This window comes from Sphingomonas faeni (assembly GCF_023195535.1).
In the GTDB taxonomy this organism is placed as follows: domain Bacteria; phylum Pseudomonadota; class Alphaproteobacteria; order Sphingomonadales; family Sphingomonadaceae; genus Sphingomonas; species Sphingomonas faeni_B.
Genome location: NZ_JALPNF010000002.1, coordinates 1 through 15,049, shown reverse-complemented (window position 1 = coordinate 15,049; position 15,049 = coordinate 1). Strand labels below are relative to the sequence as shown.

Below are 15,049 nucleotides of genomic sequence, written 5' to 3'. Positions count from 1 at the left end.
TTTATGGTGTCTAGTGGCGAAGGTGGCGGCCGTCTATCGTGCTGCCAGAGCATAGGAGAGCAGCATGGCCGAGATGATCGACACCTATCGGAATCGGGCGGGTCTAAAGGTCGCCGCATCGCTGGCGGACTTCATCGAGACGCAGGCGCTGCCGGGTACGGGGCTCGATGCTGCGGCGTTCTGGCAAGGGGTGTCCGATATCTATGCCAGGTTCGCGCCTGAGAATGCCGCACTGCTGGCGGTTCGCGACGACCTCCAGGCAAAGATCGATGCGTGGCACGAAGCCCGTGCCGGTAAACCGATCGACCAGCCCGAGTATCAGGCGTTCCTACGCCAGATCGGCTATCTGGTCGACGAACCAGCGCCGTTCGCGGTCGCCCCGACCAATGTCGACCCGGAGGTCGCCTCGCTCGCCGGTGCGCAGTTGGTGGTGCCGATCCTCAACGCCCGCTTCCTGCTGAACGCCGCGAACGCTCGGTGGGGGAGCCTGTACGACGCGCTCTACGGCACCGATGCGATTCCGGCCGCAGCGTCGGGCAGGGGGTATGACGCCGCCCGAGGTGCGCAGGTGATTGACTGGGCGAAGGCGTTCCTCGACGATGCCGTGCCTTTGGCTAACGGATCGTGGAGCGTCTGGACCGGTGGTACGCCCGAGCTTGCCGATCCTAGCCAGCTTGTCGGACATGCTGGCGATAATATCCTGTTGCGTCACAACGGCCTGCACATCGAACTGGTGATCGATTCTCAGCATCCGATCGGCCGCGACGACCCCGCGAACCTCGCCGACGTCGTGCTCGAATCCGCGCTCAGCACGATCGCCGATCTGGAGGACTCGATCGCCGCGGTCGATGCCGACGACAAGGTCGCTGCGTACACCAACTGGCTCGGCCTGATGAAGGGCGACCTGACCGCCAGCTTCGACAAGGGTGGCCGCACGGTCACGCGCTCGCTCGAATCCGACCGGCAGTATACCGCCCCCGATGGCAGCGGGTTCACGCTCCCCGGCCGCAGCCTGATGTTCGTCCGCAACGTCGGTCACCTGATGACAACGCCCGCGATCCTGCTCGCCGACGGCAGCCAAGCGCCGGAGGGCATCCTCGACGGTATCGTCACCTCGCTGATCGGCTTGCACGACCTGAACGGCACCGGCCCTATCCGCAACAGTCGCGCGGGCTCGATCTACATCGTCAAGCCGAAGATGCACGGCCCCGACGAAGCCGCCTTCACCAACGGGCTGTTCGACGCGATCGAGGACCTGCTCGGCCTCGCGCGCCACACGATCAAGGTCGGCGTGATGGACGAGGAACGCCGCACCTCCGCCAATCTCGCCGCCTGCATTGCCGCGGTGAAGGACCGGGTCGTATTCATCAACACCGGCTTCCTCGACCGCACCGGCGACGAGATGCACACCTCGATGCGCGCCGGCCCGATGATCCGCAAGGGCGACATGAAGGCCTCGTCGTGGATCAAGGCATATGAGGATCGCAACGTGCAGATCGGGCTCGCCTGCGGGCTGAGCGGCAAGGCGCAGATCGGCAAGGGCATGTGGGCCGCGCCGGACCGGATGGCGGACATGCTCGAGCAGAAGATCGCGCATCCGATGACCGGGGCGAACACGGCGTGGGTGCCGTCGCCGACCGCCGCGACGCTGCACGCGACGCACTACCACCGCGTCGACGTGTTCGCGCGACAGGCGGAGCGTAAGGCCGAGCCGATCGTGTCGCTCGATGTGCTGCTGACGATCCCGGTCGCGACCGGGCACAACTGGCAGCCGGACGCGGTTCGCGAGGAGCTGGAGAACAACGCGCAGGGGATTCTCGGCTATGTCGTGCGCTGGGTAGACCAGGGCGTCGGCTGTTCGAAGGTGCCCGACATCCACGACATCGGCCTGATGGAGGACCGCGCGACGCTGCGGATCAGTTCGCAGCACATGGCGAACTGGCTGCTCCACGGCATCGCCACGCCCAACGATGCGGACGCGGCGCTGCGGCGGATGGCGGCCAAGGTCGATGCGCAGAATGCGGGCGATCCGCTGTATCGGCCGATGGCGGGGCATGAGGACGAGAGCCTCGCATTCCAGGCCGCCCGCGCGCTCGTGTTCGATGGCCTCGCTCAGCCGAGCGGCTATACCGAACCGCTGCTCCACGCTTTCCGCGCGCGGGCAAAGGAGAGGGACGCCGCCTGATGCCGCTCTACGCGATCGAGGGTAAACGACCAACGCTAGCCAACGATGTCTGGGTAGCGCCGTCCGCCGACGTGATCGGTGACGCACGACTGGGGGAGGGGGCCGGCGTCTGGTTCGGGGCGGTGATCCGCGCGGACAACACGCCGATCCTCGTCGGTGCGCGGACCAATATCCAGGAGGGTGCGATGCTGCATTCCGATCCCGGCGCGCCGTTGACCGTCGGGGAGGGCTGCACGATCGGCCACCACGCGATCCTCCATGGCTGCACGATCGGCAGCAACGTGCTGGTCGGGATGGGGGCGACGGTCCTCAACAACGCTGTGATCGGTGACGATTGCCTGATCGGCGCGAATGCTCTGGTGACCGAGGGCAAGGTGTTTCCGGCCGGCAGCCTGATCGTCGGTTCACCGGCGAAAGCGGTACGGGCGTTGTCCGCGGAAGCGATCGCCGGCCTGAAGATGTCGGCTGCAGCCTACGCGGCCAAGCAGCGCGTCTACGCAAACGGGCTCGAACGGATCGACGACTAGGGGCCAGCGCATCGCGCCGGCGCCCGTCACCTCAAAGCCCGAAGCGCAGCGTCGCGCGGAAGTCGCGGCCGGCGAGCGGGGCGAAGTCCTTGAGGAAGCTGGTCGCGCGCCGCGCATTCACGTCGAACAGGTTGTTCGCGCTCAGTAACAGCGTCGTCTTCGAATCCTTGCCGAACGGGCTGAACCCGATCGACGCGTTGACCATCGTATAGTCGTTTGTCTTCGTCTCGAACGCGGCGATGCGGTTCTGGTCGAATACGTGCTCGACCTCAACGCGGCCGTTCAGCCGGTCGCCCTGCGCCTCGATCCCGCCGAGCACGCGCATCGGCGGGATGCGCGGGACCGGGCCCTGGTCGACGATGTTCGCGTGGACGTAATCACCCAGCACGTCGGCATTGACCGCATAGCCGCCGATCTGCGCGACCTTCACCGATGCGTCCGCCTCAAACCCGTAATAGCGGGCATCGGCTTGCTGATACTGGAAGCAGGGCAGGTCGACGGTGCGACCCGAGGGATCGGCGGCCGCCTGGCAGACCGACGACGCGACCTGGTTTTCCGAGATGTAGTTGGAGAACCAGTTGTAATAGGCCGACGCGTCGAAGCTGAAGCCGTCGCCATGCGCGTGCAGCGTGCCCTCGAGCCCCCAGGACTTCTCCAGCTTGAAGTCCTGATTGCCGAGTTCATACGCCTGCGTGCCGGCATGCGCGCCGTTCGCGAACAATTCCTCGGCCGACGGCGCACGCTCGGTCCGCGAGCCGTTCAACCCGACACGGATGCTGTCGGTCAGTGCGTAGGACGCACCGAGCGACCCCGACACCGAATGATAGCTCTGGCTGCCGCGGAAGAAGCGCAGATCGTCCTCGGGCGTCCGGGCGGCGAGATCGGTGATCTCGTAGCGCACGCCACCCTCGGCGCGGAACTTGCCCGACTCGTATTGCTGGAGCGTGAAGAGGCCGGTCTGGTTGGTTTCGTTCTTCGGCAGGAAGGCCTCGTCGCCAGCCACGTTGAAGATCCGGTTGTAGAACTGCACGCCCGATGCGCCCTGCCAGCCGCCGCGGTTCGCCTGGACGACCTCTAACCGCCCTTCGAGGCCCTTGTTGTAGAAGGCGGTGCCGACCGAATTGTCTTCCTCCAGCTCGAAGTGGCGATAGCTCGCCTGGCCGACGCGGACGCGGATCTTGCTCAGCACGTCGCCGCCGGTATCGATCTCGCCGCGCAGGTCGACGCGGTTCTGGACCACGTTGAGACGCGGTGCTTCCTGCTCCTGACCGGCTTGCGTGGCGTAGCGGATCGGCACGCCGTACAGGCTGTCGTAATGGCTGTACGACACGCCGAGGCTGCCATTGTCGGTGATGATCGACGCGCCGGCACCCGCCGTCCAGGTCTCCGACTGGGTGTTAGGGAGCTTGCCCTTCAACTGCGCCGATGCGGCATAGTCGATCGGATCGGCCTCGTTCGGATCGATAGGCTGTGCGGCGGTCGCCAGCGCCTGTGCGCGGGCGTCGCGCGACAGGATGTAGCCGCCGGTCCGCAGGTCGCCCGACTTCAGATACGAGCCGTCCGCATGCAGCACGAGGTGCTGGCCGACCGCAACGTCGCCGGCCATGCCGCCCGAGCGTTCGTTCGCTGCCGAGCCATAATTGGCGATCCCGTTCAACCGGTAGCCGTTCTCGGGCACCGACCGCGGGATGCGCGTGTCGATGACGTTGACGACGCCGCCGACCGCCGACGTGCCATATAGAAGCGCGCTGGGTCCGCGGAGGATCTCGATGCGCTCGGCGAGCAGCGGATCGATGATGACCGCGTGGTCGACTGAGGTGTTAGACACGTCGATCGAGCCGATCCCGTCGGTCAGCACGCGGATGCGATCACCCTGGAAGCCGCGAAGGATCGGACGCGAGGCGCTCGGCCCGAACGACGACGCCGACACGCCGGGCTGGCGCGCAAGCGTCTCGCCGATCGACGGGCGCAGCTGGCGCGTGAGTTCCTGGCCGGTGAGGACGGTGGTACCCTGCAACACGTCGCGCTCGCTGGTCTGGAGCGGTGCGGTCACGATGATGTCGCGCTGGTTGGTCGAGCCGACCGATACTGGCGCAGGTGCAGGAGTGGGTTTTGCAGGATCGGCAGCATTCGTCTGGGCGTGAGCCTGAGAGGCGAGGAGGGCAGCCAGGGCGGTGGCGCCGAACAGCATCGTCTTCATGAAATTTCCCTATCGTCGTCGGGGTGTCGTCCCTGTACGACTCGTCGGGTAGATTTGATGATACATCATATCAAGTGACAATCTTGCCATGTGCGACGATGGCGCAGGCAGTGTGACCGCAATGCAACATGGATGGGCGGGGCGTCGGCTCCGATGGCCACGGTTGCGACCGTCATCCTGACGAAAGTCAGGACCCAGAGTTACGGGCGGAGCGCTGCCTGGCTCTGGGTCCTGACCTTCGTCAGGTACGAGGGGGCTTGATCTATCGATCGTCGCGGGTTTGTCCGTCGAACCCTAGTCGCGCCTTCAGGTATTGCGACGGCTCGCGCTGGTCTCTGCCGCCGCCGCCGGCAATATTCGCGCAAGGCGGTCCGCCCACGCCGCGCAGCCGGCACGGTCGGCAAGCAGGTCCTGTCGAACCTCGATCTCCGCATAGGGCCGCTGCTGCGGATACGCATGGCGCGGGATGGTGTAGTCGATCAGGTCCATGCGGTAGGGTTCGTTGTCGCCGACAACCAGGTCGGCCTCGTCGCGCAAGACGTCGAGTAGCGCATCGGCGAACGCGGTATCGCCGCCGTCGTGCAGAATGCCGATGTGCCAAGGCCGCGCCTGATCGCGCAACGCGCCTTTCATCGCAGGCGTGAAGCTGTGCAGCGCGACCAGCACCGTCGTCATCCCCGCCGCATCGCGCCGCGCGATCTCCGCAGCGATGGTCCCTTGATACGGGGTATGAATCTCCGCGAACCGCGCCGCACGATCGGCCTCCCCGAGCCCGGCATTGCCCGGCACCACGGTCCCGTCGGTGACCTCGGCGATCAGATCCGGCTGGCTTGGGCTCCGGTTGCAGTCGATCACCAGCCGCGAATAGGTCTGGCGGACGAACACCGCGTCGAGCCGCTCCGCCAGCATCGCGCCCAGTTCGCCGATGCCGATGTCCCAGCCGATGTGCCGCGACAGGTCGGCGTCGCTCAATCCCAGCGACTTCAACCGCTTCGGCACCGCATTTCCGGCATGATCGCCGATCAGCAGGAACGATGACGCGCCTTTGGGGTTGACCACCGTGACCGGTGCGGCATCTTCGGTCCCAAGCAGCGTTTGGCTGGCAGTGCTGTTCATGCGACGTGGATCCTCGATGCCATCTCTAACGCTCTCTCATGTAACCAAATACTCGTATCGCCAACCGGTTGCGTTCGGCGAGCATCGGATCATGGTCCGGCCGCGCGAAAGCTACGACCAGCGCCTGATCGACGCCACGCTGACGATCAGCCCCGAACCTTCCGACGTGCGTTGGCTGCACGACGTGTTCGGCAATTCGGTAGCGATCGCCACCTTCGCCAAGCGGGCGAAGGACCTCGTGATCGACAGCACCGTCCACCTCGATCACACGCCGGGGGAATTGCAGCGGGTCGATATCGAGCGGTATGCGCGGCAATATCCTTTCACCTACTCGTCGGAGGAAATGCCCGACCTGCTGCGCTCGATCGAGCGCCAGCATCATGATCCGCAGCGCGAGATCGACAGTTGGGCGCGCCGCTTCGTCGGGGTCGGCGCGAAGACCGATACGCTGGCGATGCTGTCGGAGATGACCGCCGCGATCAAGCGCGAGTTCACCTATGTCCAGCGTCCCGAAAAGGGTACGCAGACGCCGATCGAGACGCTCGCTAAGCGCAAGGGCACCTGCCGCGACTATGCAATGCTGATGATCGAGGCGGTCCGCGCGCTCGGTTTCGCGGCACGGTTCGTCTCGGGCTATGTCTACAATCCTACTCGTCGGGAGCATCGGACCGGCGGCGGCAACACGCATGCCTGGGTGCGCGTGTATCTGCCCGGCTCGGGCTGGGTCGAGTTCGATCCGACCAACGGCATCGTCGGCAATCGCGGCCTCGTCCGCGTCGCCGTCGCGCGCGATATCTACCAGGCGGTGCCGGTCTCCGGCACCTGGAGCGGCTTTCCCGGCAGCTTCCTCGACATGAGCGTGTCGGTCGACATCACCGTCGACGAGGATGCCGAGGGCACTGCCAACGACCATCAATCATCGCGAACTGCGTGACACCAGGCATCTAAGGGGGACATCGATGCTGATCCGAGCCGGCTATGACATTCGTTTCGAAACCGACGTCGCAACGCCGATGATGGCGATGCTCAGCCTGCATCCGTCGCGCAACAAGGATCTGGTGACGCCGCATCGGCTCGCCGCCGATCCCGATGTGCCGACCTATGATTATCTCGATGCGTTCGGCAATGTCTGCTCGCGGTTCACCGTTCCCAAGGGTGGCCTGACGCTGTCGTGCGACTTCACGATCGAGGACAGCGGCCTGCCGGACCCCGTCTTCCCCAACGCGGTCCAGCATGCGGTCGAGGATCTGCCCGACGAGATCCTAATCTACCTGCTCGGCAGCCGCTATTGCGAGACCGACCGCCTTTCCGAAACCGCGTGGTCACTGTTCGGCCACGTCCCCGCCGGCTGGCAGCGCGTCCAGGCGATCGTCGACTTCGCGCACGAGCATGTCGAGTTCGGCTATCATTTCGCGCGGTCGACCAAGACCGCGTGGGACGTCTATCAGGAGCGCCAGGGCGTGTGCCGCGACTTTGCGCACCTCGCCATCACGCTGTGCCGCTGCATGAACATCCCGGCGCGCTACTGCACCGGCTATCTCGGCGATATCGGCATCCCGCCGGTCGACGCACCGATGGATTTTTCCGCGTGGTTCGACGTGTATCTCAGCGGCACGTGGCACACGCTCGATGCGCGCCACAATCGCCCGCGGATCGGCCGGATTCTGATGGCGCGCGGACGCGACGCGACCGATACCGCGCTCACCACCAGCTTCGGTCCGGCGCGTCTGGTCGGCTTCGACGTTCATACCGACGAGGTCGAAGCCGTCAGGTAAACCGGCTACGGGGTCAAGTTAAGCCTTGTCGCGCGTGTCGCGTTCGGCCTAACGGCACCGCTCACCCTCAACTTATGCTGCGATGCACAACATGACCTCGACCCCAGACCAGTCCGCCCCGTCCAACGCAAATGCGCTGCTGCTGCAGGCGATCGCGCTGCGCCAGTGCATCACCGCGACCTATAATCGGATGGTCTGCACGCTGGCGCCGCACATCCTCTACACCAAGCATGACGACGTGTTCGTCGACGCGATCACGCTGGAGCGCGACGGTCAGCCGCCCAAGGAGATCAAGCTCGGCACGTTCAAGCTCGCTGGTCTGAAGGACATCGAGGTGATCGATCGCCCGTTCGTCCCCGACGCGATCTTCAACCCCGGCGACATCAAGTACGACCGCGTAACCTTGTTCGTAGTCGACCGCACCTGAGCTTGATACCATCCTCCCCCGCCAGGGGAGGTGTCGCCGAAGGTGACGGAGGGGGAGGACACGGAACGGCAGTTTCGCCTGCCTCCCCCTCCGACTGGCAAGAGCCAGCCACCTCCTCCTGGCGGGGGAGGATCAAGAAACGACCGTTCTCACGCCGCCGGCGGCAACCACGCTGTCTCGATCTCGCCATACCGATCGGTAAAGCCGGTCGCGGCGACCAACCCCGCCTCGTCAACGATCCGCACCCGCCGCCCGGTCCGCTCGATCACGCCGGACTTTTCCAGCGCCCTGATCGTCCGGTTGACGTGCACCTTGGTAAGCCCGAGCGCATCGCCGATGTCGGTCTGCGTCAGCGGCAGGTCGAACGAGTCGACGATACCCCCCGCCGTCACGCGCAGCCGCGCCATGATGTCGAGCAGCAACGTCGACAGCCGCTCGCTCGCGCCCATCCGCCCGATCGTCGTCAGCCGGTCGCTCATCGCGACATTCTCGGCGGCAGCGATGGCGTAGAGCAGCCCGGCGATCCGCGGTTGCGCGCGGAACAGCAGCCCGAGTTCGGTCTTCGGCAGTTCGACGACCCAGCAGTCCGAGATCGCGGTCAGCGTTGCCGCCGCCTGCGACCAGGCCATGCTCGACGTGCCGATCAGGTCGCCGGCATAATGAAACCGCAGGATCTGCCGGCCGCCGGTGATCAACTTGGTCGAGGAATGCAGCCACCCCTGGCGCACGACGTACAGCGCATGGCTCTCGCCGCCTTCCGCCATCAGGATGTCGCCGGCCTTCAACCGCCGCTCGCCGCGCTCGGCTCGCGTGATCGCCTCGCGCTCCGCATCGGTCAGGTCGAGATGTCGACCAAGCCGTGCGATCAAACCGCTTAATTGCATTGCATCGCCCTGTGTGTCCTAGCCCTCGGTATCCCTCATGTCGGCGTTGCACCAACCGCGCGGCGCGCGAAAGGGGGAATGCGAGCCACCGGATGCGGCGAAACGGGACGAGCCAACGATGGGCCCGCCGGTTGCCTGCGGTTCGAACCCAGAGCCGTGCGCCAAGTGTTTCCGATCATTCGGCCTTTTTCAGCGCGCTCTCGACGACCGGTGCGACGCGGGTCGCGATCTTATTCACGCCGGTTCGATTGGGATGGACATGATCGGCCTGCATCAACTGCGCATTGCCGATCACACCGTCGAGAATGAACGGGTACAGGGTCGCATCATAGCGCTTTGCAAGATCGGGCCATATCGTGTTGAACTGTGACGAAAAGTCCGGTCCGAGATTAGGCGGTGCCATCATGCCCGTCAGCACGACCGGGATGCCGCGGCGCTTCGCCTCGTCGAGCATCGCGGTCATGTTCGTGCGCGTTTCAGCCGGCGAAATCTGCCGCAACACGTCGTTGCCACCGAGTCCGATCAGGACCAGATCCGGCTTGCGCGCCATGTTGTCGAGCGCGAACGCGAACCGTTGCCGCCCCGCCGCGCTCGTGTCGCCGGATACGCCGGCGTTGACGATCGTCGCGTTGATGCCGTCTCGCCGCAGTCGCGCCTGCACCGCGTCCGGCAGGCTCTGGCCGCGGTCGAGCCCATAGCCCGCGTACAGACTATCGCCGAAAGCCAGGATCAGCCGCTCGGGTCCGCTCGGGGCGGGCGCTTCCACGACCGGTGACACCGCGTTCGAGGTGGGAGCCGGGGCAGGGGCCTCGGCCGCTCGGTCGCACGCGCTCAACAGCGCAGCTTGGAGAAGCGCCAGTCCGCCCCCATAAAGAGGCCAGCGTCGCATCTGTTTCTCCAAGATATTGGTCTCCATGTCCGAACCTGCTTCCGCCGATATGGTGATCTCGGCGCGCGATGTCACGCTGACACTCGGCGCCGCCACCGCCGCGACGACGATCCTCAAGGGCATCGATCTCGATATCGCCCGCGGCACCAGCGTCGCGCTGCTCGGGCCGTCAGGGTCGGGCAAGTCGTCGCTGATGGCGATCCTGTCCGGGCTCGAACAGGCGAGCGGCGGGCGTGTAGAAGTCGCCGGACTCGATTTCGGCACGCTCGACGAGGACGCTTTGTCCAGGGCGCGGCGGGGGCGGATCGGGATCGTCCTCCAGGCCTTCCACCTTTTGCCGACGATGACCGCGCTCGAGAATGTCGCGGTGCCGATGGAGCTGGCGGGGATGTCCGACGCGTTCGCGCGCGCCGAGGCCGAACTGGGCGCGGTCGGCCTTTCACATCGGATCGGCCATTATCCGACGCAATTGTCGGGCGGCGAGCAACAGCGCGTGGCGATCGCCCGTGCGCTCGGGCCCAGGCCGGACATCGTCTTCGCCGACGAACCGACCGGCAACCTCGATGCTACGACCGGCGCCGCGATCATGGACCTGCTGTTCGACCGCCGCGTCGCCACCGGCGCGACGTTGATCGTCATCACGCACGACCCCATCCTCGCGGCACGTTGCGACAGGATCGTCGAACTTGGCGACGGCCAAATCGTCGCGGACCGGTTACGGTGAACGACTGGCGGCTGGCGTGGCGGCTTGCGCGGCGCGAACTCGACCTGCGGTTTCGCGGGCTGCGGCTGTTGCTGGCGTGCCTGTTCCTCGGCGTCGGTGCGCTGGCCGCGATCGGCAGCCTGACGCGCGCGATCGACACCGAACTGGCGTCTCGCGGTAGCGCGATCCTCGGCGGCGACGTCGAATTCGCCGCCTCGCAGCGTGCCGCGACCCCCGCCGAACGCGGTGCGATGGCGCGGCTCGGGACAGTCTCCGAAACCGTGCGCATGCAGGCGATGGCGGTGCGCGGCACCAACAGCGTCCCGATCGAACTCAAGGGCGTCGATCGCGCCTATCCGCTGTACGGTACGCTGGCCTTGCGCGGCGATGCGGCAAAGGTGCTCGATGCGAACACCGTCCTGATCGTGCCGGCGCTGGCCGATCGTCTCGGGATCGCGCGGCGCGCGCAATTGAAGCTCGGCACCGCGACCTTCACGGTCGGCGGCATCGTTACCGGCGAGCCGGACCGGCTGGGCGAAGGCTTCACGCTCGGGCCGGTCGCGATCGTCTCGCTAGCTGGCATCGCGCGGACCGGGCTGGTCCAGCCGGGCAGCCTGTACGAAAGCAAATATCGCGTCCGCCTCCCCGAAGGTGTCTCGCCGAAAGTCGCCGTCGACCGCTTCAAGGCGGTGTTCGCGACCGCCGGTTGGGAAACCAAGACGCGCGATCGTGCCGCACCCGGTGCCGAGCGCTTCGTCGACCGCATGGGGCAGTTCCTGCTGCTGGTCGGGCTGTCGGCGCTGGTCATTGCCGGGATCGGCGTCGGCAACGGCGTGTCCTCCTATCTCGCCGCACGCCGCGGGAGCATCGCCGCGTTGAAAGTACTCGGCGCGACGTCGGGGATCATCTCGCGGATCTACGTGCTGCAGGTGGCGGTCGTCGCGGCGATCGGGATTGCTGCCGGGCTGATAGCGGGCGTCCTCACCGTGCCGCTGATCGTCTGGCTGGCGGGGGACGTGCTGCCGGTCGCGCCGCGCTTCACGCTCCAGGTCGCGCCGTTGGCGCTTGCCGCCGCGTACGGCATGCTGATCGCCTTGGCCTTTACCGCACCCCCGCTGATCGAGGCCGGCCGCATTCCCGCCGCCGGACTGTTGCGCGGCGTGCCGGGCGAACGGCGCGTGCCGCTTCGCAAGACCCTGCCATGGGTGGTCGGCGCCGGCGTTGCGATCGTCGCGCTCGCGCTGCTCACCGCCGAACAGCCCGCGCTGAGCGCCGGGTTCCTCGCGGCGGTGGCCGGCGTGCTGGCACTCCTGGCCGTGTTCGGATGGGCCGTCCGACGGTGTGCCGCGCTGTTGCCCCGGTCGCGCCGCCCGCTGCTCCGGTTGGCGATCGCAGGCCTTCATCGCCCCGGCGCTAGGACCGGCACGCTGGTCGTCGCGCTCGGCCTGGGACTGACGCTGTTCGTCTTGCTGGCGGCGATCCGCACCAGCATCTACGCCAATATCGAACGGACCGTGCCGCAGCGCGCGCCGTCCTTGTTCGCGCTCGACGTCCCGCCCGATCGCGAAGCCGATTTTCGCCGCACCGTCGAAGGCATCGCGATCCACCCGGTGATCCGCACCGTCCCGGCGATGCGTGGCACGATCACCGGCTACGGGACGACCCGCGTCGCCGACCTTAAGACGCTGCCCGAGGGGGCCTGGGCACTTCGCGGCGAACGCGGCCTGACTTATTTCGCCACCTTGCCCGAGGGGAGCGAACTGACCGCCGGCGGCTGGTGGCCGCGGGATTATCGCGGCCCACCGTTGGTCTCGATCGACGAGCGGCTGGCAAAGGTGCTCGATCTCAAGATCGGCGATCCGCTCACCTATACCCTGCTCGGCGTCGAGCGGACCGCGCGGATCGCGTCGTTCCGGCGGATCAGCTGGGATACGCTCGGCTTCAACTTCGTCATGGTGTTCTCGCCCAATGCGATCGAGGATGCGCCGCATAACCTGGCGGCAACGATCGATCTCGCGCCGGGCGAGGAATCGATGGTGATGCGCGCGTTGTTGCCCCGCTTCCCGTCGGTGTCGGTGATCGAGGTGCGCGGCGTGTTGGGGCAGGTCCGCGCGATCGTCTCGCAGATGGCGACCGCGATCACGGCGGCGGCGTCGGTCGCGATTCTCGCCGGTATCGCCGTGCTGATCGGTGCGATCGCCGCCGCACGCGAGGCGCGTACCTATGACGGCGTGATCCTGCGCACGCTCGGCGCGACGCGACGCCAGGTGCTCGCGGTCCAGGCGCTCGAATACGCGTTCCTGAGCATTGTGCTATCGCTCTTGGCGCTCGCGCTCGGGCTCGGCGGGGCGTGGTATGTCGTCACGCAGCTGTTCAGCTTCCAGTGGCTGCCGGATTATGCGGCGGTCGCGGCGACGCTGGTTGGCGGGGCGGGGCTGACGATGGCGATTGGGCTGATCGGCGCGTGGCCGATCCTCGGCGCACGCCCGGCACAGGCCTTACGGCAACTCTGACGGCACGTTTGCGCGCGCACCGCGTTAGGTCGGAGGATACCGGGACCGAGGGGCAAGACGCTGAGCAAAGGTGAGTTACGAGCCGAGCATGAGGCCACCAGCCCGTGGTCGATGTCGGCCCGCGAATGGTGGAAGGTCCTGAAGCGGACCTGGACCGAGGCGGGCGAGGACAATATCGGCCTCATCGCGGCAGGTACAGCGTTTTACGGGTTCGCCGCGATCGTGCCTTTGCTGGCGTCGATCGTGCTGATCTACGGTCTCGTCGCCGATACCGAGACCGTCGTCGCCAACATCCGCGCGCTGTTCCACGTCCTGCCCGACGATGCCGCACGCGTAATCGGCGATCAGCTCACCACCGTGGTCGGCACGTCCGAAGGCAAGAAGGGCTTCGGTCTCGTTATCGCGCTCGGCATCGCGCTATATGGTGGCACGAAGGGCGCCTCGTCGATCGTCACCGCGCTGAATATCGCGTATGAACAACGCGAAACCCGCGGATTCATCACGCTGAACCTGCTCGCCTTCGCGATCACCGGCGGCGCGGTGGTGCTGGCCTTGGTCGCGGCGCTGTCTACGGCGGCGTTCGCGTTGCTCGACGGCTTGATCCCGAACGCGCCTCACGTCCTGCTCGTCGCGATCCGGCTCGTCAGCTATGCGGTGCTCGCAGCCCTCGGCGTGACCGCGGCGGCGTGCCTGTACCGGTTCGGCCCCAACCGCCACAAGGCGAAATGGACGTGGCTTACCCCGGGATCGCTCGCGGCGACGCTGATCTGGCTGGCCGCGACGATCGGCTTCGGCGTATATGTGTCGCGCTTCGGCAATTACGGCGCAACCTATGGATCACTCAGCGCCGTCATCGTGTTGCTGACGTGGCTCTGGTTGTCGGCCTATGTGTTCCTGCTCGGTGCCGAACTCAATTCCGAACTCGAGCACCAGACGAAGCACGATACGACGACCGGCGCAGCGCAACCGTTGGGCGATCGCGGTGCCACCGTCGCAGATACCGTCGCCATCGAAGGCCCACCAATTGCACCGCCACCTCCACCATCATCCGGCGGGGCAGGGCGGTTGGCACTCGCGCATATAGCTGGCGCCGATGGAAGCCTCCCCGCGTCGCTGTTGGCACTTGGCGGATTACGTGCCGTACGCCGTGGGGCAACGGTCACGGGCATCGGTCTGCTCGTGACGAGTGCGGCGCTGGCATCGCGCAAGCGGCCATCGGCCAAACCGTGATGCCGCACCGCGGACGCACCAAGCTGTTCTTCGACGGTGGCTGTCGCCCGAACCCGGGCGCGATCGAGTGTGCCGTCGTCCATAAGGGCGTACCATATTACCAGCACAACTACGGCCACGGCACGAACAGCGATGCAGAGTGGCTCGCAGCCATTCATGCCCTCGAAGTCGCCCGGCAGAACGGCGAACGCGACATTGTCCTGCTGGGCGATTCGACCCTCGTCGTAACCCAGGCCAACGGCACGGCGCGCTGCCGCACCGCGGCACTCGAAGCCCATCGCGCGAGGTTCGCAGAACTTGCCCACGGCTTCGACTCCATTCGCATTCGTCATATCGGCCGAGCGCAAAACCTTGCCGGGATTGCGCTTACGCGCCTCCACCCACGCTAGGAGGCCGGGAGGGCGCTTTTGGTCTGGAAACCGAAAAACTGACCTCAAACTGTAAAAAAGCATTTGACGGGTTTGTGAGGTGGCCCTAGAGGGGTGTCACCGCAGCGAACGGCCACACGGTCTGGACGCAGCGGTCGCAAAAAACCAGATGCTCCAAATCTTCCGCAAGGGAGGTTATGCGAGTGTCGGTATTTTTGTCGGCTCTTTGACA

General features: G+C 66.2%; 13 protein-coding genes. 9 read left to right on the top strand and 4 right to left on the bottom strand.

The window, feature by feature from the left end; genetic code table 11:
* Positions 1-64 precede the first annotated feature (64 nt).
* A complete protein-coding gene (locus tag SPHN_RS04470; protein ID WP_248521531.1) occupies positions 65-2,185 on the top strand; it encodes a malate synthase G in 2,121 nt (706 codons plus the stop codon).
* On the top strand, positions 2,185-2,712 hold the full coding sequence (locus SPHN_RS04465) for a gamma carbonic anhydrase family protein (RefSeq protein ID WP_248521530.1): 528 nt from the start codon (positions 2,185-2,187) through the stop codon (positions 2,710-2,712). Before SPHN_RS04470 ends, SPHN_RS04465 begins: the two co-directional genes overlap by 1 nt.
* Positions 2,713-2,743: 31 nt before the next feature.
* On the opposite strand, the gene SPHN_RS04460 is transcribed toward SPHN_RS04465, so the two are convergent.
* Both SPHN_RS04460 and SPHN_RS04455 read right to left on the bottom strand, forming a co-directional pair.
* Positions 2,744-4,912 carry a TonB-dependent receptor gene (locus tag SPHN_RS04460; protein ID WP_248521529.1) on the bottom strand — a complete coding sequence of 723 codons (2,169 nt, stop codon included), beginning with the start codon at positions 4,910-4,912 and terminating at the stop codon, positions 2,744-2,746.
* A gap of 306 nt (positions 4,913-5,218) precedes the next feature.
* The gene (locus SPHN_RS04455) at positions 5,219-6,028 is read right to left on the bottom strand and encodes an N-formylglutamate amidohydrolase (RefSeq protein ID WP_248521528.1); all 810 of its coding nucleotides are present in this window, start codon (positions 6,026-6,028) and stop codon (positions 5,219-5,221) included.
* Between the two features lie 16 nt (positions 6,029-6,044).
* On the opposite strand from SPHN_RS04455, the gene SPHN_RS04450 reads away from it, so the two are divergent.
* The 3 genes from SPHN_RS04450 (at position 6,045) to SPHN_RS04440 (ending at position 8,230) form a co-directional block, all read left to right on the top strand.
* Positions 6,045-6,962: a transglutaminase family protein gene (locus SPHN_RS04450; protein ID WP_248521527.1), complete on the top strand. Its 918-nt coding sequence runs from the start codon at positions 6,045-6,047 to the stop codon at positions 6,960-6,962.
* A gap of 25 nt (positions 6,963-6,987) precedes the next feature.
* Entirely contained in the window at positions 6,988-7,803 is an 816-nt protein-coding gene (locus SPHN_RS04445; RefSeq protein ID WP_248521526.1) for a transglutaminase-like domain-containing protein, read from the top strand.
* 91 nt (positions 7,804-7,894) lie between these two features.
* Positions 7,895-8,230: a hypothetical protein gene (locus tag SPHN_RS04440; RefSeq protein WP_128454646.1), complete on the top strand. Its 336-nt coding sequence runs from the start codon at positions 7,895-7,897 to the stop codon at positions 8,228-8,230.
* 149 nt (positions 8,231-8,379) lie between these two features.
* Here the strand turns inward: SPHN_RS04440 and SPHN_RS04435 are convergent, their stop codons facing one another.
* Together SPHN_RS04435 and SPHN_RS04430 are read right to left on the bottom strand one after the other, a co-directional pair.
* Positions 8,380-9,114, bottom strand: coding sequence for a Crp/Fnr family transcriptional regulator (locus SPHN_RS04435; RefSeq protein ID WP_248521525.1), 735 nt, complete (start codon positions 9,112-9,114; stop codon positions 8,380-8,382).
* A 175-nt stretch (positions 9,115-9,289) separates the two neighbouring features.
* Positions 9,290-10,003, bottom strand: a complete 714-nt coding sequence (locus SPHN_RS04430) for an arylesterase (RefSeq protein ID WP_248521523.1) — start codon at positions 10,001-10,003, stop codon at positions 9,290-9,292.
* A 25-nt stretch (positions 10,004-10,028) separates the two neighbouring features.
* On the opposite strand from SPHN_RS04430, the gene SPHN_RS04425 reads away from it, so the two are divergent.
* The 4 genes from SPHN_RS04425 (at position 10,029) to SPHN_RS04410 (ending at position 14,838) form a co-directional block, all read left to right on the top strand.
* Positions 10,029-10,727, top strand: a complete 699-nt coding sequence (locus SPHN_RS04425; RefSeq protein WP_248521521.1) for an ABC transporter ATP-binding protein — start codon at positions 10,029-10,031, stop codon at positions 10,725-10,727.
* Positions 10,724-13,219, top strand: a complete 2,496-nt coding sequence (locus tag SPHN_RS04420) for an ABC transporter permease (RefSeq protein WP_248521519.1) — start codon at positions 10,724-10,726, stop codon at positions 13,217-13,219. The genes SPHN_RS04425 and SPHN_RS04420 overlap by 4 nt, the downstream gene beginning before the upstream one ends.
* Before the next feature lie 111 nt (positions 13,220-13,330).
* On the top strand, positions 13,331-14,449 hold the full coding sequence (locus SPHN_RS04415) for a YihY/virulence factor BrkB family protein (protein ID WP_248521517.1): 1,119 nt from the start codon (positions 13,331-13,333) through the stop codon (positions 14,447-14,449).
* A complete protein-coding gene (locus SPHN_RS04410; RefSeq protein ID WP_248522365.1) occupies positions 14,449-14,838 on the top strand; it encodes a reverse transcriptase-like protein in 390 nt (129 codons plus the stop codon). The genes SPHN_RS04415 and SPHN_RS04410 overlap by 1 nt, the downstream gene beginning before the upstream one ends.
* Positions 14,839-15,049 lie beyond the last annotated feature (211 nt).